25 protein-coding genes are annotated in these 19,185 nt (G+C 68.6%); 22 read left to right on the top strand and 3 right to left on the bottom strand.

Annotated features, from left to right (window positions below; all coding sequences use genetic code 11):
* The first annotated feature begins 1 nt into the window (after nucleotide 1).
* From ACSC1Q_RS25450 to truA, 20 genes are all read left to right on the top strand, one after another.
* A complete protein-coding gene (locus tag ACSC1Q_RS25450) occupies nucleotides 2–187 on the top strand; it encodes a type Z 30S ribosomal protein S14 (RefSeq protein WP_012887844.1) in 186 nt (61 codons plus the stop codon).
* A gap of 146 nt (nucleotides 188–333) precedes the next feature.
* On the top strand, nucleotides 334–732 hold the full coding sequence (rpsH, locus tag ACSC1Q_RS25445) for a 30S ribosomal protein S8 (RefSeq protein ID WP_329089949.1): 399 nt from the start codon (nucleotides 334–336) through the stop codon (nucleotides 730–732).
* A 17-nt stretch (nucleotides 733–749) separates the two neighbouring features.
* Nucleotides 750–1,292 carry a 50S ribosomal protein L6 gene (gene rplF, locus ACSC1Q_RS25440; protein ID WP_344746701.1) on the top strand — a complete coding sequence of 181 codons (543 nt, stop codon included), beginning with the start codon at nucleotides 750–752 and terminating at the stop codon, nucleotides 1,290–1,292.
* A gap of 2 nt (nucleotides 1,293–1,294) precedes the next feature.
* Entirely contained in the window at nucleotides 1,295–1,678 is a 384-nt protein-coding gene (rplR, locus tag ACSC1Q_RS25435; RefSeq protein ID WP_436761212.1) for a 50S ribosomal protein L18, read from the top strand.
* Nucleotides 1,679–1,751: 73 nt separating this feature from the next.
* Nucleotides 1,752–2,384, top strand: coding sequence for a 30S ribosomal protein S5 (gene rpsE, locus ACSC1Q_RS25430; RefSeq protein WP_329089955.1), 633 nt, complete (start codon nucleotides 1,752–1,754; stop codon nucleotides 2,382–2,384).
* 3 nt (nucleotides 2,385–2,387) lie between these two features.
* Nucleotides 2,388–2,570, top strand: coding sequence for a 50S ribosomal protein L30 (rpmD, locus tag ACSC1Q_RS25425; protein WP_012887849.1), 183 nt, complete (start codon nucleotides 2,388–2,390; stop codon nucleotides 2,568–2,570).
* A gap of 2 nt (nucleotides 2,571–2,572) precedes the next feature.
* Nucleotides 2,573–3,028, top strand: a complete 456-nt coding sequence (gene rplO / locus ACSC1Q_RS25420) for a 50S ribosomal protein L15 (protein WP_329089958.1) — start codon at nucleotides 2,573–2,575, stop codon at nucleotides 3,026–3,028.
* A gap of 179 nt (nucleotides 3,029–3,207) precedes the next feature.
* Nucleotides 3,208–4,527 (top strand): preprotein translocase subunit SecY, encoded by a 1,320-nt coding sequence (gene secY / locus ACSC1Q_RS25415; protein WP_344746705.1) that lies wholly within the window; start codon nucleotides 3,208–3,210, stop codon nucleotides 4,525–4,527.
* Nucleotides 4,527–5,177, top strand: coding sequence for an adenylate kinase (locus tag ACSC1Q_RS25410; protein ID WP_350970951.1), 651 nt, complete (start codon nucleotides 4,527–4,529; stop codon nucleotides 5,175–5,177). Before secY ends, ACSC1Q_RS25410 begins: the two co-directional genes overlap by 1 nt.
* Nucleotides 5,178–5,301: 124 nt before the next feature.
* The gene (gene map, locus ACSC1Q_RS25405; RefSeq protein ID WP_436761211.1) at nucleotides 5,302–6,120 is read left to right on the top strand and encodes a type I methionyl aminopeptidase; all 819 of its coding nucleotides are present in this window, start codon (nucleotides 5,302–5,304) and stop codon (nucleotides 6,118–6,120) included.
* A gap of 50 nt (nucleotides 6,121–6,170) precedes the next feature.
* Entirely contained in the window at nucleotides 6,171–6,599 is a 429-nt protein-coding gene (locus ACSC1Q_RS25400; protein WP_436761210.1) for a DUF1707 SHOCT-like domain-containing protein, read from the top strand.
* Nucleotides 6,600–6,710: 111 nt separating this feature from the next.
* The gene (locus tag ACSC1Q_RS25395; protein ID WP_436761209.1) at nucleotides 6,711–7,193 is read left to right on the top strand and encodes a hypothetical protein; all 483 of its coding nucleotides are present in this window, start codon (nucleotides 6,711–6,713) and stop codon (nucleotides 7,191–7,193) included.
* 734 nt (nucleotides 7,194–7,927) lie between these two features.
* Nucleotides 7,928–8,149: a translation initiation factor IF-1 gene (gene infA / locus ACSC1Q_RS25390; protein WP_012887858.1), complete on the top strand. Its 222-nt coding sequence runs from the start codon at nucleotides 7,928–7,930 to the stop codon at nucleotides 8,147–8,149.
* 25 nt (nucleotides 8,150–8,174) lie between these two features.
* The gene (gene rpmJ, locus ACSC1Q_RS25385; RefSeq protein WP_003956441.1) at nucleotides 8,175–8,288 is read left to right on the top strand and encodes a 50S ribosomal protein L36; all 114 of its coding nucleotides are present in this window, start codon (nucleotides 8,175–8,177) and stop codon (nucleotides 8,286–8,288) included.
* Between the two features lie 212 nt (nucleotides 8,289–8,500).
* Nucleotides 8,501–8,881, top strand: coding sequence for a 30S ribosomal protein S13 (gene rpsM, locus ACSC1Q_RS25380; protein WP_012887859.1), 381 nt, complete (start codon nucleotides 8,501–8,503; stop codon nucleotides 8,879–8,881).
* A 45-nt stretch (nucleotides 8,882–8,926) separates the two neighbouring features.
* Nucleotides 8,927–9,331 carry a 30S ribosomal protein S11 gene (gene rpsK / locus ACSC1Q_RS25375; protein ID WP_012887860.1) on the top strand — a complete coding sequence of 135 codons (405 nt, stop codon included), beginning with the start codon at nucleotides 8,927–8,929 and terminating at the stop codon, nucleotides 9,329–9,331.
* Between the two features lie 20 nt (nucleotides 9,332–9,351).
* The gene (gene rpsD, locus ACSC1Q_RS25370; RefSeq protein ID WP_030912875.1) at nucleotides 9,352–9,978 is read left to right on the top strand and encodes a 30S ribosomal protein S4; all 627 of its coding nucleotides are present in this window, start codon (nucleotides 9,352–9,354) and stop codon (nucleotides 9,976–9,978) included.
* A gap of 100 nt (nucleotides 9,979–10,078) precedes the next feature.
* Nucleotides 10,079–11,095: a DNA-directed RNA polymerase subunit alpha gene (locus ACSC1Q_RS25365; RefSeq protein WP_089210160.1), complete on the top strand. Its 1,017-nt coding sequence runs from the start codon at nucleotides 10,079–10,081 to the stop codon at nucleotides 11,093–11,095.
* A gap of 152 nt (nucleotides 11,096–11,247) precedes the next feature.
* A complete protein-coding gene (rplQ, locus tag ACSC1Q_RS25360) occupies nucleotides 11,248–11,805 on the top strand; it encodes a 50S ribosomal protein L17 (protein WP_436761208.1) in 558 nt (185 codons plus the stop codon).
* A gap of 276 nt (nucleotides 11,806–12,081) precedes the next feature.
* Nucleotides 12,082–12,987 (top strand): tRNA pseudouridine(38-40) synthase TruA, encoded by a 906-nt coding sequence (gene truA, locus ACSC1Q_RS25355; RefSeq protein WP_436761207.1) that lies wholly within the window; start codon nucleotides 12,082–12,084, stop codon nucleotides 12,985–12,987.
* A gap of 30 nt (nucleotides 12,988–13,017) precedes the next feature.
* Here the strand turns inward: truA and ACSC1Q_RS25350 are convergent, their stop codons facing one another.
* The 3 genes from ACSC1Q_RS25350 to ACSC1Q_RS25340 all read right to left on the bottom strand — a co-directional run bounded on the left by ACSC1Q_RS25350 (nucleotide 13,018) and on the right by ACSC1Q_RS25340 (nucleotide 17,634).
* Entirely contained in the window at nucleotides 13,018–15,765 is a 2,748-nt protein-coding gene (locus ACSC1Q_RS25350; RefSeq protein ID WP_436761206.1) for a hypothetical protein, read from the bottom strand.
* Nucleotides 15,766–15,958: 193 nt separating this feature from the next.
* The gene (locus ACSC1Q_RS25345; RefSeq protein WP_436761205.1) at nucleotides 15,959–16,897 is read right to left on the bottom strand and encodes a hypothetical protein; all 939 of its coding nucleotides are present in this window, start codon (nucleotides 16,895–16,897) and stop codon (nucleotides 15,959–15,961) included.
* A 35-nt stretch (nucleotides 16,898–16,932) separates the two neighbouring features.
* Nucleotides 16,933–17,634 (bottom strand): CAP domain-containing protein, encoded by a 702-nt coding sequence (locus tag ACSC1Q_RS25340; RefSeq protein ID WP_436761204.1) that lies wholly within the window; start codon nucleotides 17,632–17,634, stop codon nucleotides 16,933–16,935.
* Between the two features lie 515 nt (nucleotides 17,635–18,149).
* Between ACSC1Q_RS25340 and rplM the strand changes: the two genes are divergently transcribed.
* Together rplM and rpsI are read left to right on the top strand one after the other, a co-directional pair.
* Nucleotides 18,150–18,593: a 50S ribosomal protein L13 gene (gene rplM, locus ACSC1Q_RS25335; RefSeq protein WP_344746717.1), complete on the top strand. Its 444-nt coding sequence runs from the start codon at nucleotides 18,150–18,152 to the stop codon at nucleotides 18,591–18,593.
* A gap of 69 nt (nucleotides 18,594–18,662) precedes the next feature.
* A complete protein-coding gene (rpsI, locus tag ACSC1Q_RS25330) occupies nucleotides 18,663–19,184 on the top strand; it encodes a 30S ribosomal protein S9 (protein ID WP_344746718.1) in 522 nt (173 codons plus the stop codon).
* Nucleotide 19,185 lies beyond the last annotated feature (1 nt).

The following is a 19,185-nucleotide window of genomic DNA, read 5'->3' as shown; positions in this document are numbered from 1 at the left end:
CATGGCGAAGACGTCGCTCAAGGTCAAGGCTGCTCGTAAGGCCAAGTTCGAGGTCCGGGCGTACACTCGGTGCTCGCGCTGTGGTCGTCCCCGCGCCGTCTACAGGAAGTTCGGCCTGTGCCGCATCTGCTTCCGCGAGATGGCGCACCGGGGCGAGCTGCCCGGCATCACCAAGTCGAGCTGGTAGCCCTCCGCGCGGCCCCGTGAGCGATCACGGGCCCGCGCGGGCCACCGGCCGCACATAGAAGTCGTATTCACCGGGCGCCGCCTACAGGCGCCCATGACCGCACCGTAGGTCCCCTGTGGAAACCGCGGTGAGGAAGGCCACCGGCCATGACGATGACGGACCCGATCGCAGACATGCTGACGCGTCTGCGAAACGCGAACTCGGCGTACCACGACAGTGTGGCGATGCCGTACTCGAAGATCAAGGCGCACATCGCCGAGATCCTCCAGCAGGAGGGTTACATCCAGTCCTGGAGCGTCGAAGACGCCAAGGTCGGAAAGAACCTCGTGGTGGAGCTGAAGTTCGGGCCGACCCGTGAGCGGTCCCTCGCGGGCCTGCGCCGGGTTTCCAAGCCCGGCCTGCGGGTTTATGCAAAGAAGGACAACCTGCCCCGAGTCCTGGGCGGACTGGGCGTCGCGATCATCTCGACGTCCGGCGGTCTCATGACGGACAAGCAGGCCGGCAAGCGTGGAGTGGGCGGGGAAGTCCTCGCCTTCGTTTGGTAGAGGGGAGAACGAACAGCATGTCAAGAATCGGACGGCTGCCCATCCCCGTACCGAACGGAGTGGACGTCGCCATCGACGGCCGGGACGTCACGGTCAAGGGTCCCAAGGGCACGCTCTCACACACGGTCGCGGAGCCCATCGCGATCGCCAAGGGTGACGACGGCAACCTGAACGTCACCCGCCCCAACGACGAGAACAAGGTCCGTGCGCTGCACGGCCTGTCCCGCACCCTGGTCGCCAACATGGTGACCGGTGTGACCCAGGGTTACTCGAAGACCCTGGAGATCGTGGGCGTCGGTTACCGCGTGCAGGCCAAGAGCCCGACTCAGCTTGAGTTCGCTCTCGGCTTCAGCCACCCGGTGATCGTCGACGCCCCCGAGGGTGTCACCTTCCGCGTCGAGAGGCCGACGCTGTTCCACGTGGACGGCATCGACAAGCAGAAGGTCGGCGAGATCGCCGCGAACATCCGCAAGTTGCGCAAGCCCGACCCGTACAAGGGCAAGGGTGTGCGCTACCAGGGTGAAGTTATCCGCCGCAAGGTCGGAAAGGCTGGTAAGTAGGCATGGCTGGCAAGACTGCGTTCGGCAAGCACACGGCCGCCCGCGCCGTCTCGCGGGCCCGCCGCCACGGCCGAGTCCGCAAGAAGGTGGCCGGTACGGCCACGCGTCCGCGCCTGGTCGTCAACCGCTCCACGAAGCACCTCTTCGTGCAGATCGTCGACGACACCCAGGGCCACACGCTGGTGAGCGCGTCCACCATGGACTCCTCCCTGCGCACGGCGGAGGGCGCCAAGACCGACAAGGCCAAGCAGGTCGGCGAGCTTCTCGCTCAGCGGGCCAAGGCAGCCGGGATCACCGCGGTCGTTTTCGACCGGGGTGGCAACCGCTACGCGGGCCGCATCGCGGCGCTGGCAGACAGCGCACGCGAAGGCGGACTGGAGTTCTGATGACTCCGTCCCAGGATCGCAATCCAGGATCGCAACCGATGGCCCGTCTTACGAATGAGAAGAGGAACCACTAATGGCTGGAGCTCCGCGTCGCGGTGGCGCCGCCGGTGGCGAGCGGCGTGACGGTCGTCGTGACGACCGCCGCGGTGGAAACGCTGACAAGGGCGTCTCGTACATCGAGCGCGTTGTGAAGATCAACCGAGTGGCCAAGGTCGTGAAGGGTGGTCGTCGCTTCAGCTTCACCGCCCTCGTCATCGTCGGTGACGGCAACGGCATGGTCGGCGTCGGCTACGGCAAGGCCAAGGAAGTGCCCGCGGCGATCGCCAAGGGTGTCGAAGAGGCGAAGAAGCACTTCTTCAAGGTGCCCCGCATCCAGGGCACCATCCCGCACATCGTGCAGGGCGAAGAGGCCGCCGGCGTCGTCTTCCTGCGTCCGGCCTCGCCCGGTACCGGCGTCATCGCCGGTGGCCCGGTGCGCGCCGTGCTGGAGTGCGCGGGCATCCACGACGTGCTGTCCAAGTCGCTCGGCTCGGACAACCCGATCAACATCGTGCACGCCACGGTGGCGGCCCTGAAGGGCCTCAGCCGCCCCGAGGAGATCGCGGCCCGCCGTGGTCTCCCGATCGAGGACGTCGCCCCCAAGAGGATGCTCAAGGCTCGCGCCGAGGGCCTCGCGGAGGCCGCGGCCGCGAAGGCGGTGAGCTAGTCCATGGCGCGCCTGAAGATTACCCAGGTCCGTTCCAAGATCGGTGGCAAGCAGAACCAGCGTGACTCGCTGCGCTCGCTCGGTCTGAAGCGAATCGGCGACGTCGTTGTCAAGGAGGACCGCCCGGAGATCCGCGGCATGGTCACCGTGGTGACGCACCTCGTCACCGTGGAAGAGGTCGACTAGACATGGCAGAGAACACTCCGCTCCGCATCCACCACCTGCGTCCGGCCCCCGGCGCCAACAAGTCGAAGGTCCGCAAGGGCCGCGGCGAGGCGTCCAAGGGCAAGACCTCGGGTCGTGGCACCAAGGGCACGAGGGCCCGGAACAAGGTTCCGCTCGGCTTCGAGGGTGGCCAGGTTCCGCTGCAGCGGCGCCTGCCCAAGTTCAAGGGCTTCTCCAACGCCCTGTTCAAGACGACCTACCAGGTCGTCAACCTCGACAGGCTCGGCGAGCTGTTCCCCGACGGCGGCGACGTCACCGTCGACACGCTCGTCGCCAAGGGCGCGGTTCGCAAGAACCAGCTCGTCAAGGTTCTGGGAACCGGTGACATCTCCGTGGCGTTGAACGTGGAGGCGCATGCCTTCTCGGCGAGCGCCAAGGACAAGATCGCCGCTGCCGGAGGCTCCGTCTCCGAGCTGTAGGCGTTATCATCACGCGGCGCGGGGGCTCGTAATGGGCTCCCGCGCCCGTAGTGCGTTAGAGTTCGCTGGACAGTGGGCCTCGACTCATTTCCTTGGGCTCATTGACTGGATATGGCAAAGATGGAACACCCCCGCACCATCGCTGACCGACCTCGCCTTTCAGGCGCGCAGGAGGGACCGTGCTGACCGCATTTACCCGAGCGTTCCGTACGCCGGACCTGCGTAAGAAGTTGCTCTTCACTTTGGGCATCATCGCGCTGTTCCGACTTGGGTCGGTCCTGCCGACTCCGGGTGTGCATACCGAGAACATCAGCCGTTGTCTCACCCAGGCGCAGGCGGGGGACGCGGGCAACATCTACGGAATGGTGCAGCTGTTCAGCGGCGGCGCCCTCCTGAAACTTTCCGTTTTCGCCCTCGGCATCATGCCGTACATCACCGCGAGCATCATTCTTCAGCTGCTCGTCGTGGTCATCCCGCGCCTGGAAGCCCTCAAGAAGGAGGGACAGGCCGGACAGACCAAGATCACGCAGTACACCCGTTACCTCACGGTCGGCCTGGCCGTCCTGCAGTCGACCGCCTTCGTGGCCCTGGCCCGCAGCGGCCAGCTGTTCCCGCAGTGCCGCGAGGAGATCCTCCTCGACAAGGACAACGTCTTCGCCATCGTCACGATGGTGCTGACCATGACCGCCGGCACCGCCGTCGTCATGTGGCTGGGCGAGCTCGTCACCGACCGCGGCATCGGCAACGGCATGTCCATCCTGATCTTCACGCAGGTCATCGCGGTCTTCCCGTCCGAGCTGCTGAACATCGCCCGCCAGAAGGGCGGCTTCGTCTTCGCCGTGGTCATCGTCGTCGGTATCGCGATGATCGCCCTGGTCGTGATGGTGGAGCAGGCACAGCGCCGGATCCCGGTGCAGTACGCCAAGCGCATGGTCGGCCGCAGAATGTACGGCGGGACGTCGACCTACATCCCGCTGAAGGTCAACCAGGCCGGCATCATCCCGGTCATCTTCGCCTCCTCGCTGCTCTATCTTCCGCAGCTGATCACGACGCTCTTCACGAACACCCAGGAAGAGCCGCACCCGATCATCCAGTGGATCTCGCAGGAGTTCGGCGGCGGCGGGACCACCCCGACGTACATGATCACCTTCTTCCTGCTCATCGTCTTCTTCACGTACTTCTACGTGTCGATTACCTTCAACCCCGTTGAGGTCGCCGACAACATGAAGAAGTACGGTGGGTTCATCCCGGGCATCCGTCCGGGCCGCCCGACGGCTGAGTACCTGCACTACGTGCTCACGAGACTCACCGCTCCCGGCGCGCTGTATCTGGGCCTGATCTCCATGGTGCCGATCGTCGCGCTGGCGCTCGTCGGCGCGAGTCAGAACTTCCCGTTCGGAGGGACGAGCATTCTGATCATGGTTGGTGTCGGCCTTGACACCGTGAAGCAGATCGAGAGCCAGCTGCAGCAGCGCAACTATGAAGGCTTCCTGAAGTAGTGCGCCTCGTCCTGGTCGGGCCCCCCGGAGCGGGTAAGGGGACACAGGCCCAGTTCGTCGCATCGAACCTGTCGATCCCGAAGATTTCGACAGGTGACATCTTCCGCGCCAACGTCTCGGGCGGCACGGAGCTCGGCAAGCTTGCCAAGGAATACATGGACCGCGGCGACCTCGTGCCCGACGAGGTCACCATCGCGATGGTCCGCGACCGCCTCGCCGAGAACGACGCGCAGGACGGTTTCCTGCTCGACGGCTTCCCCAGGAACGTGCCCCAGGCCGAGATCCTGAAGAAGATCCTCGCCGAGTTCGAGGTCGGTCTGGACGTCGTCCTGGAGCTCGTGGTCGACGACGAGGAGGTCGTCCGCAGGCTCGCGGGCCGCCGGACCTGCAGCCAGTGCGGCCGCATCTGGCACGTCGACTTCGACGACAAGAAGGACGACATCTGCGACGCCTGCGACGGCCGGCTCTACCAGCGGGACGACGACAAGGAGATGACCGTCAGGCACCGCCTGGAGGTCTACCAGGAGCAGACCGCCCCCTTGGTCTCCTTCTACGCCGACGAGGGGATCCTGGTCGGCGTGGACGCCACCGGTCCGGTGGAAGAGGTCACCCAGCGCGCGATGGAGGCCTTGAACCCCTTCATCGACTAGCGAACCGATATGCGCCGAGCACGCCACCCATGGGTTTCTCATGGGTGGCGTGCTGTCATTTAGGGCAGAATCGGGGGAATTGGGCTCCCGGACCGTCCGTTGAACCACCCCAGGGGGTGTGCACGTGTTCAAGAAGAACAAGCATGGAATCCAGATGAAGACGCCCGAGCAGGTGGACAAGATGCGGGCGGCGGGTCTCGTGGTCGGCCGTACCCTGCAGCTCCTGCGGGAGAGCGTCCAGCCGGGCATGACGCCCCTGGACCTCGACGCGATCGCGGAGAAGGCGATCAGGGCCGAGGGGGCGATCCCCTCCTTCAAGGGCTACCAGGGCTTCCCCGCGACGATCTGCGCCTCGGTCAACCACGAGGTCGTCCACGGCATCCCGAACGACCGCCGCCAGCTGCGGGAGGGCGACATCATCTCGATCGACTGCGGCGCCATCCTGGACGGCTGGCACGGCGACTCGGCCATCACGGTCCCGATCGGCGAGGTGGACCCCAAGCTGACCGAGCTGATGCGGGTCACCGAGGAGGCCATGTGGCGGGGCATCGCCGCGCTCACCGTGGGCCGCCACCTGTCCGACATCGGACACGAGGTGGAGAAGTACATCCGCTCCCAGGGGCGCTACGGCATCCCGCAGGAGTACGGCGGCCACGGCATCGGCACCGAGATGCACATGGACCCGTGGGTGGCCAACCACGGCAAGCCCGGCCGGGGCCCGAAGTTCGAGCCGGGCATGTGCTTCGCCGTCGAGCCGATGGTCAACCTCGGGACGGACCGGACCAAGGTGCTGGCCGACGACTGGACCGTCGTCACAATCGACGGGAAGGTCTCCGCACACTTCGAACACAGCGTCGCCGTGACACATAATGGACCTTGGGTACTGACCGCCCTTGACGGGGGGAAAGAGCGGCTTGCCGATCTGTTGGGAGACGCGGGCTGATTCGGGCCCACCGGTGAGCGGATGTGGTTGACATGGCGGCTGGTCCGGAGATGCGAGCCTCCGACGGAGATCGCGACAAGATCGCCTCGGTCCTGCGGGAGCACTACGCCCAGGGCCGACTGACCACGGAGGAGTTCGACGAGCGCCTCGAACAGCTCTACACCAGCAAGACGTACGGCGAGCTCGCCGTCCTCACCTCAGACCTTCCCGACGTCGACCTGCGCCGGCTCCCCGAGGCCCCTTCCCGGGCCCCTGAGCGCGCCAAGGCGAGCGGCGGGAAGGATCTGCAGAAGAAGGGCCTGGCGGCCGCCTGGTCCGTCTGGGCGACGGCCAGCGGCATCAACTGGATGATCTGGCTCATCGTGGGGATAACCGGCGACTTCCCGTACCCGTGGCCCCTGTGGGTGATGGGCCCGTGGGGCGTGGTGTTGCTGGTGGCGACGATCGCCTCGGGGCTGGGACACGACAAGAACCGGTAATAGTGCACTCTGGGCGTTGAGTGTGCATTCCTCCACAGAAGAGCCCGTTGAATCTTCCTAACGTGAGCGGTGTCCGGACAGCCGGACCCCGGTTCACAGGAGGAAGATTCAATGAGCAAGATCCGTACAGCCCTGGTCGGAGCGGCGCTGGCAGGCTCGCTGGCCGCGGGTGTGGTCGCCGCCCCGTCGGCGATGGCCTCGGCCTCGCAGGCCTCGGCCGGGTCAGCCGTCGCGGTCCAGGAGACCCAGGCGTCGAGCAAGCACTTCTTCGGTCCTTACTACTCGGGCTTCGGCGGCGGCGAGAGCTTCGGCAGGCGCTCCTACTTCAAGGGCTACTGGACCAGCAGCGGTGGCCGCTACTGGTTCTACGGCGACCTGTTCGACCGCGACCGTGACCGCCAGCGCAGCTACGTGTGGTTCAAGTGGCACGACAGGTTCGGCTCGCACAGCAAGGTGTTCAGCACCTTCGGCAACTCGGGCTTCAACAAGTTCGGCGGGTTCAAGAAGAGCAACGGCTTCGACGACTTCAAGATCCGGGTCTGCGAGGGCGGGAACAAGTTCGACGACTGCGGTCGCTGGGGCGACGCATTCTGAGCCCCTCCCGCGCGCTTCGGGGAGACGGTCCGAGGGGTCAAGATCATCCGGTGGGGGCGGGGGCCCTCGACGGGATGCCGAGGTGTTGATCGAGGAGTGCTGATCGAGAGGCGCCGGCCGGGAATGACCGGTCAGGGAACGTTGATCGATAAGGTTGGTCGAACAAGCCCTCCGGCGCCGGGTCGCCGGAGGGCTTTCCCGTGCCGGGAGGCTTTTCCGAGTAGGCAGTCTTTCCAGGCCGGGAGGCTTTCCCGGAGGGCGCGGATCCGGCGCGACCGCCGGCTGTGCCGGCCCTGACTCGGGCCTGACCTGGGCCTGGTACGGGCCGCTGAGGGCGCGGGTCCGGGTCCGGGCCGGGGGCGCCGGTCCGATCCGGCCCGCCCGGGTGGCCGCCTGAGCGGCGGGAACGGTGACGCCCGCCCCGCCCCACCCGTCCCGGCCGCCGGGATGCTGGCCTGACCTGGCCGGACGTGCCACAATGGGCGCACGAGTATTCGCGCGTCGAGCCGTGCCGTCCGTCCCGCTCGGGATCTGCGCTATCCTTTGTAGCGGTTGTGTCAAGGTACCGGCCGTGTGTTTCGCATTTCCTCGCCCGGTGCCGTACACTCCTTCTTCGGTTCACTATGACCATTGCGCATCGGCGGTGTCGCAACCGCCGCTCTCATCGAAGCGCTGGGTCGCGGCTGCTTAGTGTTCCGAAGCCTCAGACGACCGATCAGTGAAACGCGAGGGACATGGCCAAGAAAGACGGCGCCATCGAGATCGAGGGCACTGTGGTTGAGTCGCTCCCGAACGCGATGTTCCGGGTGCAACTCGACAACGGCCATAAGGTCCTGGCCCACATCAGCGGGCGGATGCGGATGCACTACATCCGGATCCTTCCTGACGACAGGGTTGTCGTCGAACTGAGCCCCTACGACCTCAGTCGTGGGCGGATCGTCTACCGATACAAGTAAGCGCGTCTGAGGGACGAATAGGACTATGAAGGTCAAGCCGAGCGTCAAGAAGATCTGTGACAAGTGCAAGGTGATTCGCCGGCACGGTCGCGTCATGGTGATCTGCGACAACCTGCGCCACAAGCAGCGTCAGGGTTAGTCGCTTCCAAACAAGGCCCCGTGAGAGTCCGCTCGTAAGAGGCGGGCTCGATCCATGTGGGGCTTTCACTTAATCGTGTCTCACACCTGCGTCGGCGGCTCGCGCCGTACCCCGCAGGAGACCCCCGGTCGGAGGCCGGGGCCCTCACCCCGGGCATGGGGAGGGGAAGTGAGGCGCAGGACCTCCGCCATAACGAAGGAGAATGCCCGACCATGGCTCGCCTGGTTGGTGTAGACCTCCCCCGCGACAAGCGGCTGGAGATCGCTCTCACCTACATTTTCGGAATCGGCCGCACTCGTGCGCTCGAAACCCTCAAGGCCACCGGCGTCAACGGCGACCTGCGGGTTCACCAGCTGACCGACGAAGAGCTGGTGCCGCTGCGCGACTACATCGAGGCGAACTACAAGATCGAGGGTGACCTCCGTCGCGAAGTTCAGGCCGACATCCGTCGCAAGATCGAGATTCAGTGCTACCAGGGCATTCGGCACCGCCGTGGCCTTCCCGTGCACGGTCAGCGCACGCAGACCAACGCACGCACCCGTAAGGGCAAGAAGAAGACCGTGGCCGGCAAGAAGAAGCCCGGTAAGAAGTAGTCCGCGTAGCCGCAGGACCGAAGACCTCAGGAGTGAAGGCAAAGAATGCCTCCTAAGAGCCGCCAGGGTGCACCCAAGAAGGTGCGCCGCAAGGAAAAGAAGAACGTCGCTCACGGGCACGCCCACATCAAGAGCACGTTCAACAACACGATCGTCTCGATCACCGACCCGAGTGGGAACGTGATCTCCTGGGCCAGCGCCGGCCACGTCGGGTTCAAGGGCTCTCGTAAGTCCACCCCGTTCGCGGCGCAGATGGCCGCGGAGAACGCCGCCCGCCGCGCCATGGAGCACGGCATGCGCAAGGTCGATGTCTTCGTCAAGGGCCCCGGCTCCGGCCGTGAGACCGCGATCCGGTCGCTGCAGGCGACCGGTCTTGAGGTCGGGTCCATCCAGGACGTCACCCCCGTGCCGCACAACGGCTGCCGTCCGCCCAAGCGCCGTCGCGTCTGACGCCCAGGAGAAGATAGAAAATGGCTCGTTACACGGGTGCGGACTGCAAGCTTTGCCGCAGGGAGAAGACCAAGCTCTTCCTCAAGGGCAAGAAGTGCGAGTCCGCGAAGTGCCCCATCGAGATCCGTCCTTACCCGCCGGGTGAGCACGGCCGCGGCCGTCCCAAGGAGTCTGAGTACCAGCTCCAGCTTCGTGAGAAGCAGAAGACCCGCCGCATCTACGGCGTCCTCGAGAAGCAGTTCCACAACTACTACGAGGAAGCCAACCGCAAGACCGGCAAGACCGGCGAGAACCTCCTCCAGATCCTGGAGAGCCGTCTCGACAACGTGGTCTACCGCGCCGGTTTCGCGGAGTCGCGCGACGCCGCCCGCCAGCAGGTCCGTCACGGACACATCCTGGTGAACGGCAAGAAGGTCGACATCCCGTCGTACCGCGTGCGCGAGCACGACATCGTCGAGGTCCGCGAGAAGTCGCGCAACCTCCTGCCCTACGAGGTGGCCCGCGCCACCGCCGGTGACAAGACGTACCCGGCGTGGCTCGGCGTCGTCCCGGACGCCCTGCGCGTCCTGGTCCACCAGCTCCCGGTCCGTCAGCAGATCGACACCCAGGTCCAGGAGCAGTTGATCGTCGAGCTCTACTCCAAGTAGGGCTCCTGTAGGTGCCGTGCGGCAATTCGCCGTACGGCACCTATGCTGTTGTTCGAGCGGCGTCAAATAGCGGGCGCCGCCATGCAAGGGAGATCTCACCATGCTGATCGCTCAGCGTCCCTCCCTCCTTGAGGAGTCCCTCGAGGAGACCCGGTCCAAGTTCATCATCGAGCCGCTGGAGCCGGGTTTCGGCTACACCATCGGCAACTCGCTGCGCCGCACGCTGCTGTCGTCCATCCCGGGCGCGGCCGTGACCAGCATCCGCATCGAGGGTGTGCTGCACGAGTTCACCACCGTGCCGGGCGTCAAGGAGGATGTCACCGACATCATCCTGAACCTCAAGGACCTGGTCGTCTCCTCCGAGCACGACGAGCCCGTGGTCATGTACCTGCGCAAGCAGGGCCCCGGTGACGTCACCGCCGCCGACATCGCGCCCCCGGCCGGTGTCGAGGTGCACAACCCCGAGCTGCGCATCGCCACCCTGAACGGCAAGGCGAAGCTGGAGATGGAGCTGACCGTCGAGCGCGGTCGCGGCTACGTCTCCGCCGCGCAGAACAAGCAGCCGGGCCAGGAGATCGGCCGCATCCCGATCGACTCCATCTACTCCCCGGTGCTCAAGGTCACCTACAAGGTCGAGGCGACCCGAGTCGAGCAGCGCACCGACTTCGACCGTCTGATCCTGGACGTCGAGACCAAGCCGTGCATGAAGCCCCGCGACGCGGTGGCCTCCGCCGGCAAGACCCTCGTCGAGCTGTTCGGTCTCGCCCGCGAGCTGAACGTCGAGGCCGAGGGCATCGACATCGGCCCGTCGCCGACGGACGCGGCGCTCGCCGCCGACCTGGCGCTGCCGATCGAGGAGCTGAACCTCACGGTCCGCTCCTACAACTGCCTCAAGCGCGAGGGCATCCACACCGTGGGTGAGCTCGTGGCCCGCAGCGAGCAGGACCTTCTCGACATAAGGAACTTCGGTGCCAAGTCCATCGAAGAGGTCAAGCAGAAGCTGCACGAGATGACGCTCGCGCTCAAGGACTCCCCGCCCGGGTTCGACCCGAGCGCGGTGGCCGGCGGCGGCTACGACGACGACGACAGCGCGTACGTCGAGACCGAGCAGTACTGAGTTCCGGGACGCCACACGGCGTCCCGTGACACCGGGTGACTCCGCGTCACGTCCGGTGTCACCGAGTTTCACGATGACGGGGGCCCTCCGGCCCCCGGCCCGACCCCGGTACCTCGTACGGCCGGGGCGGGTTTACTCCCAAGGAGAACGTTATGCCTAGGCCCACCAAGGGTGCCCGTCTCGGCGGCAGCCCGGCCCACGAGCGGCTGATCCTGGCGAACCTCGCCACCCAGCTGTTCCAGCACGGCCGGATCAAGACCACCGAGGCCAAGGCGAAGCGTCTGCGTCCGGTGGCGGAGAAGCTGATCACCAAGGCGAAGAAGGGCGACATGCACAACCGTCGCCAGGTGCTGACGATCGTCAAGGACAAGAGCGTCGTCCACCACCTCTTCACCGAGATCGCCCCCACCTTCGCCGAGCGTCCCGGTGGCTACACCCGGATCACCAAGATCGGTCTCCGTAAGGGCGACGCCGCCCCCATGGCCGTGATCGAGCTGGTGTCCGAGCCGCTGAACGCGGTCAAGGTCGGCCAGACCGCCCCGGCCGCCGCCAAGGCCACCGCGCCCAAGGCGGAGGAGGCGAAGGAGGCCGAGGTCGAGGAGACCAAGGCCGACGAGGCCAAGGCCGAGACCACCGAGGAGACGAAGGCCTCCGAGGAGACGACCGAGGCTCCCGCCGAGGAGACCGAGGCGAAGAAGGACAACGCCTGATCCCAGGCACTGCGCTGATTTCAAGCCCGGTCGACTTCAAGCCCTGGTTGACTTCAGGCACTGTGCTGACTTCGGACTCTGCGCTGATTTCAAGCTCTGTGCGCTGATTTCAGGCTTTGTGTTGATTTCAGGCTCCGTGAACGGGCCCGGCACCTCCTCCACGGGGGGCGCCGGGCCCTTTCCGTTCTCCAGGCGGTCTCCGAACGTCCCTTCTGGGCACTCCCGGGAGGGATGGGACCACGAGAGAGCCCGTGAGAGTTCCAGAAAGGAACCATCGTGGTACGGCTGAGGCTGGATCTCGCCTATGACGGCACCGACTTCTCCGGCTGGGCCAAGCAGCCCGGGCGGCGTACGGTCCAGGGGGAGATCGAGGAGGCGCTCGGCAGGATCCTGCGGCTCGCCGAGTCTCCGGCGCTGACCGTGGCCGGGCGGACCGACGCGGGCGTGCACGCCCGCGGCCAGGTGGCCCACGTCGACCTGGACCCCGGCGCGCTCGGCGCGCTGGACGGCCGCGACCGCCGAGGGGGAGCCGGAGGCGCCGGGGACGGGGCCCCGGAGCCGGGATCCGCGGCGGAGTTCGCGGAGCTCGACGAGAGGCTCTCTGCCATGCGCAGGAGGCTAGCCGGAGTCCTGCCGCCCGATGTACGCGTGCGTCTCGTCACGGTGGCTCCTGAGGGCTTCGACGCGCGGTTCTCGGCGCTGTCGAGGCGGTACGCCTACCGGATCTCCGACGCCCCGGGCGGGGTCGACCCGCTCCGCCGCCGCGAGGTCGTCTGGTACAACAGGCCGCTCGACGTGGACAGGCTGAACGAGGCCGCCGCAGCCCTCCTCGGCGAGCACGACTTCGCCGCGTTCTGCAAGAAGCGCGAGGGCGCGACCACGATCCGCGAGCTCCAGCGGCTCGACTGGGTCCGCGCGGACGGGCTCGTCGTCGCGACGGTGAAGGCCGACGCGTTCTGCCACTCCATGGTCCGGGCGCTCGTCGGATCGCTGCTGCCCGTCGGCGAGGGCCGGCTCCCGGTCGACTGGCCGGGAGGGGTGCTGGCGAGGGCCGTACGGGACTCGGGGGTGCACGTCGCGCCGGCGCACGGGCTCTGCCTGGAGGAGGTGCGCTATCCCGGCGCCGAGGAGCTCGCCCGGCGGGCCGCGGAGACCCGCCGGGTGCGGACGCTCAGCTCGTGACACCGGGCGCCCGGCGCGTGACACGGACGCTCAGCTTGTGACGCGGCGCTCCACGACCTTCGCGGTCTGGTCGCGGAAGGCGCCGCTGACCTTGCCCAGGCCCTTCTCCTTCGCGGTCGGCGTGTGCCCGTCGCTGAAGGTGGCGTAGCTGAACACGATGTAGCGGCCCCACACCATCCCGGCCGCGTAGCCGCCCGCGATGTGCACCCGCTCGCCGCCCGTGCCCGCGGCCGAGGGCAGGCCGCGGAACCAGAGGTTGCTGCCGAGGTTCTTGGCCTTGTCGGCCGCGACCGCGGACTCGCGGGTGGGCAGCACGGCGATCCCCGTGGTGACGGCGTATCTCCGCTTGCTGTCCACGTACGTCGCCCGCAGCACCCGGCGGCACTCCTGGGTGCGCAGTGTGCCGGCGAACCTGCCGGACGCGGCCTTCTGGCACTGCTCGGTGACGTCGGTCTTGACCCTGGTGAACGTCGTCCCGGCCACGGACACCTTCTTGCCGAAGGCGTCGGCCACGGTCATCGTGCCCGGGTCGGTCTTCTCCGAGTTGAGCATCGTGGTGTTGATCGGCTCGGGGTCGCCGGTGATGTCCAGGTCGTCGGTGGGGTCGAGGGTCCCGGAGCTGGGGATCGGGTCCGTCGCGTTCGCCGACTGTTTGGCGCTGAACGACTGGTAGGCGAAGAAGGCGCCGGTGCCGATGCCGACCACGACGACCGCGACCACGGCCGCGATCAGCGTCGTGCTCGCCCTGCTGCGGGCCGGCGCGGGGGGAGGGGGCGGGGGCTCGGGGGTGAACGCGGAGAGCGGGGTGAACGCCCCGCGCGTCGTCGCCTGGCCGGTCCCGAGGACCGCCGTCGGCTCGCCCGCGGGCGTGGAGGTCGCCGGCGGGGGCGGGAGGACCGGGAACGGCGGGGCCACGCCGGTGACGACGGGGATACCGCCCGGCGGGGTCGCGTCGGAGACGGGGAAGGGCTGCACGGCCGTCTGGCCGGGATCGCCGGCCTGGGAAGGCCTCCGGTCGTGGGCGGCCTGTTCGAGGGGCGGCGTGGGCACCGGTGAGGTCGGCTCCGGTTCCGGTCGGGTGACGGGCTGGGCCAGGGGCGCGGACATGGGCGCCGCCATAGGCGCGGCCATGGGTCCGGAGACGGGTCCGGGAAAGGAGGAGGGCAGGGTCGCCGGAGCGGGACCGGGCGGGAGGGGCTCGGCCCGCGGGCCGGACGCCGGGGGCGCGGAGGGCTGCTGGGGAGACACCTGCCGGGGAGTGGCCTGCGGCGGGGAGGCCTGCGCGGGGGCCTGTCCGGTGAGCGGGTCCCGCTGGGGCGCGGGGTCGCTCTCCAGGAGATCCCCCTGCTCGGGGTGTCCCGGCGTGGCGGGCCCGGTGGCGCGGACGTCGACCGTGGTGTCGCCGCTCTCGCCAGGCTCCTGCTGGGGGACGGCGTCCGGCGGCCACACGGCGACGTCGCCCGGCTCTCCCGGGCGGGCGGCGCTCTCCTCGGGGTCGGTCGTCCACACCGGCTCGCCGGTCGCGGCGGGCCAGGGGGCCCCCTGGCCGGACGAGGGCCAGACCTGCATGCCCGCGGCCGCGGCGGTGAAGGCGGGGGGCGGCTGCCAGGGTGGAGCGCCCGGCACGATGGGCGCTGTGGAGAGCGGCTGGTCGTCGCGCGGCGCGGGACCCCCGTGCTCGTGGCGCTCGCCCTCGCCGATCCCGCCGGGCCGCGAAGGGGCGGCCGGGTCCGTGGGCCAGGCGGGGGAGGTGTCGTCGCGGAGCGGGGGCGGCCACGCGGGGGAGGTCGTGTCGGGGGCGGGGGAGCCGGGCCAGGACGGGCCAGAGGTGTCGGGTGTGCCCGGCGGGGCCGGCCAGGCGGGAGAGGTCGCGTCGGAGGCGCCGGGCCACGCGGGGCCGGGAGGGTCGCCGGGCCCCGGGGGGCCGGGCCAGGGCGCGGACGGCTGGTCGCCGGGAGACGGCCAGGCGGGGGAGGTGTCGTCGCGGAGCGGGGGCGGCCACGCGGGGGAGGTCGTGTCGGGGGCGGGGGGGCCGGGCCAGGACGGGCCAGAGGTGTCGGGTGTGCCCGGCGGGGCCGGCCAGGCGGGAGAGGTCGCGTCGGAGGCGCCGGGCCACGCGGGGCCGGGAGGGTCGCCGGGCCCCGGGGGGCCGGGCCAGGGCGCGGACGGCTGGTCGCCGGGAGACGGCCAGGCGGGGGAGGTGTCGTCGCGGAGCGGGGGCGGCCACGCGGGGGAGGTCGTGTCGGGGGCGGGGGGGCCGGGCCATGACGGGCCAGAGGTGTCGGGTGTGCCCGGCGGGGCCGGCCAGGCGGGAGGGGAGGGCTCCGGGGGTGTGGGCGAGTTGATCCACGCCGGAGGAGCCGGAGGAGCCGGATCGGTCCGGGAGAACTCGGACCAGCTGGGACCCGATGGGCCGGGCGGGAACTCGGTCCGCGGGCCTGAGGGCTCGGAGGGGAGATCCGGCCGGCCGCTTCCCGAGGGGCCGGGCGGGAACCCGGGCCTGGCGGGATCGGAGGGGAACTCGGGCCGCGGGGGACCGGAGGGGAACTCGGTCCGTGGGGGACCGGAGGGTTCCGGGTGCGGGAGCGGTTCGGGCCGGGGCGCGGGGTGCGAGGAGCCGGGCCAGGGGGCGGGCGGGTCGTCCTCCGGCTGGGCGTACCAGTCGTAGGGGGCCCCGTCGCCGGGGACCGTCCATGGCTGAGCCGCCCCCGGGGTCACCTCCGGCCACGCGGAGGGGCCGTGGGACTGCTCGTCACCTGTGAGATCGGTCCGTAGCACGTGGGGCGAGGGCTGGCCGAAACTCGGCGGCGGTGTCGCCGGCGCTGCCGAACCCTCGGTTTCACGTTGGTGCTCGGACCCGGATTCCTGGCCTCGCATACGAGGCAGCCTAGCGACAGCCGGAGATCGTCATGCGAGTATGGCCGTATCGTCTGCCGGGTTCATGCCTCAAAGGGTAGGTATGACCCCATGGTCAAGGTCGTTTTCCGGTCAGTGACCGTGACTCCAGGGCGGGGGTGATGGTCGCGTCCGCCGCGCCGAAGGCCGCCTGGTTCAGCTTCTTGACCTCGGTCTTCTTCGGCAGGTGGCCGTCTTTGTACTGGAACCAGACCATTACCGCGTAGTGCCCGTGGCGCCATTCGCCCACGAAGGCCTCGCCGGTGCCGAGAAGTTTGGTGACCTTATCCTTACCTGGCAGCGGTTTGAGGTATTCCTCCCGCTCCTTGCCGGAGCCGACCGAGACGACCTTGGAGGCCCCCGCCGACGTCTTGAGGTTGGCGACTCCCACGGTGCCGATGATCTTCCCTGAGGCGTCGCGGAAGCTCGCCCGCAGGAGCTGGTTGCACTTGGCTGCGACGAGGGCCTTCTGGAGCTTCTCCCCGACCACCGCCTTGTCGCACTTCTTGTCGGTCCTGCGCGTGGTCATCAGGTAGGTCTGCCCGCCGATCCTCACCTTCTTGCGCTTGAACACCTCGTTCAGGGTGAGAAGGTGCGGGTCGCCGGCCCGGGAGGAGGCGAAGCCGAACTTGCCGTCCGCGGTGTTGGCGGGCGGCACGAGGGGGGCCTCGGCGGTGGGGTCCGCCGCGCCGGGCACCGGGACGGGGTCGGAGTTGGCCAGCACGGCCAGGCCGATGCCCGCGGCGACCAGCGCGGCGAACGCCCCGGCCGCGATGAAGATCGGGCGGCGTGAGCGGGGTCCCTCGTCGTACGGGCTCCACATCTCCTGGCGGGGCCGCTCCTTGGGCGGCTCCGCCGAGCGTCCGCGCGGTCCGGTGGGCTGGGTGGCCTGCGGAGGGGGCTCGGGGGGGCGGTTGTTCGGCGAGGCGTCGAACCAGTGCTGGCCCTGCGCGGGCGGCGACCCGTCAGGCCGGTCGTAAGGCTGGCGACGCGGTGGCTCCACCGGAAAACCCATGCGCCGAGCGTAGCCCGGTATCGGAGCCGGTTGGCTCAGGAGTATCCGAAGTCCTGGGTCCACCAGGGCCCGTCGGGACCCTGGACGGCCCCGACCCCGGTGGCCGTGAGCTCGCAGTTGAGGATGTTGCGCCGGTGGCCGCCGGTCCCCATCCAGCTGCGCACCGCCTCGTCGGGAGAGGTGTAGCCGCGCCCGATGTTCTCCGCGCCGCCGTCGCGGTAGCCGGTGGCCTCCATCCGCTCCCAGGGGGACGTGCCGTCGGCGGAGGTGTGGGACAGGCTTCCGGCGGTCGCCATCCCGGCCGAGTGCCTCCTGGCGGACGCGGTCAGCCGCCTGTCGATCCTGAGCGGCGTGCACCCGGCCCGCCTGCGTTCGACGTTGATGAGCCGGACGACCTCGCGCTCCATCGCGCCGAGGGCGGAGGTGGCGCCGCCGTCGCCGTCGCCGTTGAGCAGGTAGCGGGAGGGGCCGTCCTCCCCGGAGCCGCCGGGTGACGCGCCGGTGCTGGGGGTGGGGCGCGGGCGCCGGTCCTGGGGGGTGGCGGGGGCGTCGGAGGCGCGGGCGACCCGGGCGAGCGGGGCGCGCTCGACCTGTCCGGCCAGGGCGCCGCTGGGGGTGGGCCGTACCGGCCCGGTGTCGTTCAGGTAGATCTGGTCGGCGGCGTTCTCGTCGCGGCTGCCCCTGCCGATGATGAAGCCGACCAGCAGAACGGCCAGCAGGCACGCGAACACCCCCATGCGACGCAGGCGCGCTCGCTGGGTATGCCCGGGGTGAGGAAGCTGCCACATGCCGCTATCAAAGATAGGGATGTTTGCGGTGAGGAAGAAGGGAATGCTGAGAACATGTTGGAACCGTTCCGTGAAGGTTTCCCGCGCGGCGGTTCCGAGATCGTCCTCCGGTGCCTCTCCCGGAGGGGGTGCCGCCGGGCTCCGGTCCTGGTGAAGGCCCCGCGTGGTGGTGCCGGATCAGTGGTCCCGCGTGGCGGTTTCCGGGCATCGCCCGGGGGCGGGTAGACTGCCAGGGGCACCGGCGGAGAGTCATGTCGTTTTGCAAGCACTCCCCCGCGCCGGTATCCTGCTAGTTCGTTGTGTGCGAATTGGTCTCCTCTCGCAGACCGATACGCGGCGCGTCCGGCGTCATCTCCTCTTTTCCTGGAGACGGAAGGTCCGGGCTGTCGTGTGCCCGCACCTACCGACCATGTTGCTGTCCTTTCCGACAGCGCCGAAGACGCGACCAAAGAAGGCATACGACCGTGCGCACGTACACACCCAAGCCTGCCGAAGTCGAGCGTCAGTGGCACATCATCGACGCCACCGACATCGTGCTTGGCCGGCTGGCCAGCCACGTCGCGATCCTGCTTCGCGGTAAGCACAAGCCGACCTTCGCCAACCACGTCGACACCGGTGACTTCGTCATCGTCATCAACGCCGACAAGGTCGCGCTGACCGGTAACAAGCTTGAGCAGAAGAAGGCCTACCGCCACTCGGGCTACCCGGGCGGTCTGCGTTCCATGACCTACGGCGAGCTCATGGACAAGCGTCCCGACCGCGCCGTGGAGAAGGCCGTGAAGGGCATGCTGCCCAAGAACGCCCTCGGCCGGAAGATGATCAAGAAGCTCAAGGTCTACGCCGGTTCCGAGCACCCGCACCAGGCGCAGCAGCCGGTGTCTTTCGAGCTCACCCAGATCGCCCAGTAGTCACTAGCTGCTTGTCGCCAGCAGCGTTGGCCGATGGCCGACGCCGAGTAGGAAAGTTAGAGGAGAACCGTGGCTGAGTCCACCGGTGTCGAGACGCCCGTCGAGGGCGAGCAGGAAGCGTACTCCGCGGAGGAGTTCCCCTCCGAGTACACCTCCGAGTCCACCGCCAGCGGCGACGTCGCCGTCCGCAAGCCCATCACCACCGGCAACTCGTACGGCACCGGCCGTCGCAAGGAGTCCGTGGCCCGCGTGCGCATCGTTCCTGGCACCGGCAAGTGGACGATCAACGGTCGTACGCTTGAGAACTACTTCCCGAACAAGGTCCACCAGCAGATCGTCAACGAGCCCTTCGTGGTGCTCGGTGCCGAGGAGCAGTTCGACGTCATCGCCCGCATCAACGGCGGCGGCGTGACCGGCCAGGCCGGTGCCCTGCGCATGGGCCTCTCCCGCGCGCTGACCGCGCTGGACGTCGAGGTCAACCGCCCGCCGCTGAAGAAGGCCGGCTTCCTGACCCGTGACGCCCGCGCCACCGAGCGCAAGAAGTACGGCCTCAAGAAGGCCCGCAAGGCTCCGCAGTACAGCAAGCGTTAAG

The sequence above is a fragment of the Streptosporangium heterodermiicola genome (assembly GCF_051390675.1).
Taxonomy (GTDB): Bacteria; Actinomycetota; Actinomycetes; order Streptosporangiales; family Streptosporangiaceae; genus Streptosporangium.
Note: the sequence above shows the minus strand (reverse complement) of the source record. Positions and strands in the feature narration are given on the sequence as shown.

Excerpts from the sequence above, each read along its gene's own strand:
- rpsD (WP_030912875.1), top strand. The coding sequence starts at position 9,352 with ATGGCTCGTTACACGGGTGCGGACTGCAAGCTTTGCCGCAGGGAGAAG.
- rpmD (WP_012887849.1), top strand. The coding sequence starts at position 2,388 with ATGGCGCGCCTGAAGATTACCCAGGTCCGTTCCAAGATCGGTGGCAAG.
- ACSC1Q_RS25400 (WP_436761210.1), top strand. The coding sequence starts at position 6,171 with ATGCGAGCCTCCGACGGAGATCGCGACAAGATCGCCTCGGTCCTGCGG.
- rplF (WP_344746701.1), top strand. The coding sequence starts at position 750 with ATGTCAAGAATCGGACGGCTGCCCATCCCCGTACCGAACGGAGTGGAC.
- rpsM (WP_012887859.1), top strand. The coding sequence starts at position 8,501 with ATGGCTCGCCTGGTTGGTGTAGACCTCCCCCGCGACAAGCGGCTGGAG.
- ACSC1Q_RS25365 (WP_089210160.1), top strand. The coding sequence starts at position 10,079 with ATGCTGATCGCTCAGCGTCCCTCCCTCCTTGAGGAGTCCCTCGAGGAG.
- infA (WP_012887858.1), top strand. The coding sequence starts at position 7,928 with ATGGCCAAGAAAGACGGCGCCATCGAGATCGAGGGCACTGTGGTTGAG.
- ACSC1Q_RS25450 (WP_012887844.1), top strand. The coding sequence starts at position 2 with ATGGCGAAGACGTCGCTCAAGGTCAAGGCTGCTCGTAAGGCCAAGTTC.
- ACSC1Q_RS25345 (WP_436761205.1), bottom strand. The coding sequence starts at position 16,897 with ATGGGTTTTCCGGTGGAGCCACCGCGTCGCCAGCCTTACGACCGGCCT.
- ACSC1Q_RS25395 (WP_436761209.1), top strand. The coding sequence starts at position 6,711 with ATGAGCAAGATCCGTACAGCCCTGGTCGGAGCGGCGCTGGCAGGCTCG.
- rplR (WP_436761212.1), top strand. The coding sequence starts at position 1,295 with ATGGCTGGCAAGACTGCGTTCGGCAAGCACACGGCCGCCCGCGCCGTC.
- rplQ (WP_436761208.1), top strand. The coding sequence starts at position 11,248 with ATGCCTAGGCCCACCAAGGGTGCCCGTCTCGGCGGCAGCCCGGCCCAC.
- rpmJ (WP_003956441.1), top strand. The coding sequence starts at position 8,175 with ATGAAGGTCAAGCCGAGCGTCAAGAAGATCTGTGACAAGTGCAAGGTG.
- rpsK (WP_012887860.1), top strand. The coding sequence starts at position 8,927 with ATGCCTCCTAAGAGCCGCCAGGGTGCACCCAAGAAGGTGCGCCGCAAG.
- ACSC1Q_RS25340 (WP_436761204.1), bottom strand. The coding sequence starts at position 17,634 with ATGGGGGTGTTCGCGTGCCTGCTGGCCGTTCTGCTGGTCGGCTTCATC.
- rplO (WP_329089958.1), top strand. The coding sequence starts at position 2,573 with ATGGCAGAGAACACTCCGCTCCGCATCCACCACCTGCGTCCGGCCCCC.
- rpsE (WP_329089955.1), top strand. The coding sequence starts at position 1,752 with ATGGCTGGAGCTCCGCGTCGCGGTGGCGCCGCCGGTGGCGAGCGGCGT.
- rpsH (WP_329089949.1), top strand. The coding sequence starts at position 334 with ATGACGATGACGGACCCGATCGCAGACATGCTGACGCGTCTGCGAAAC.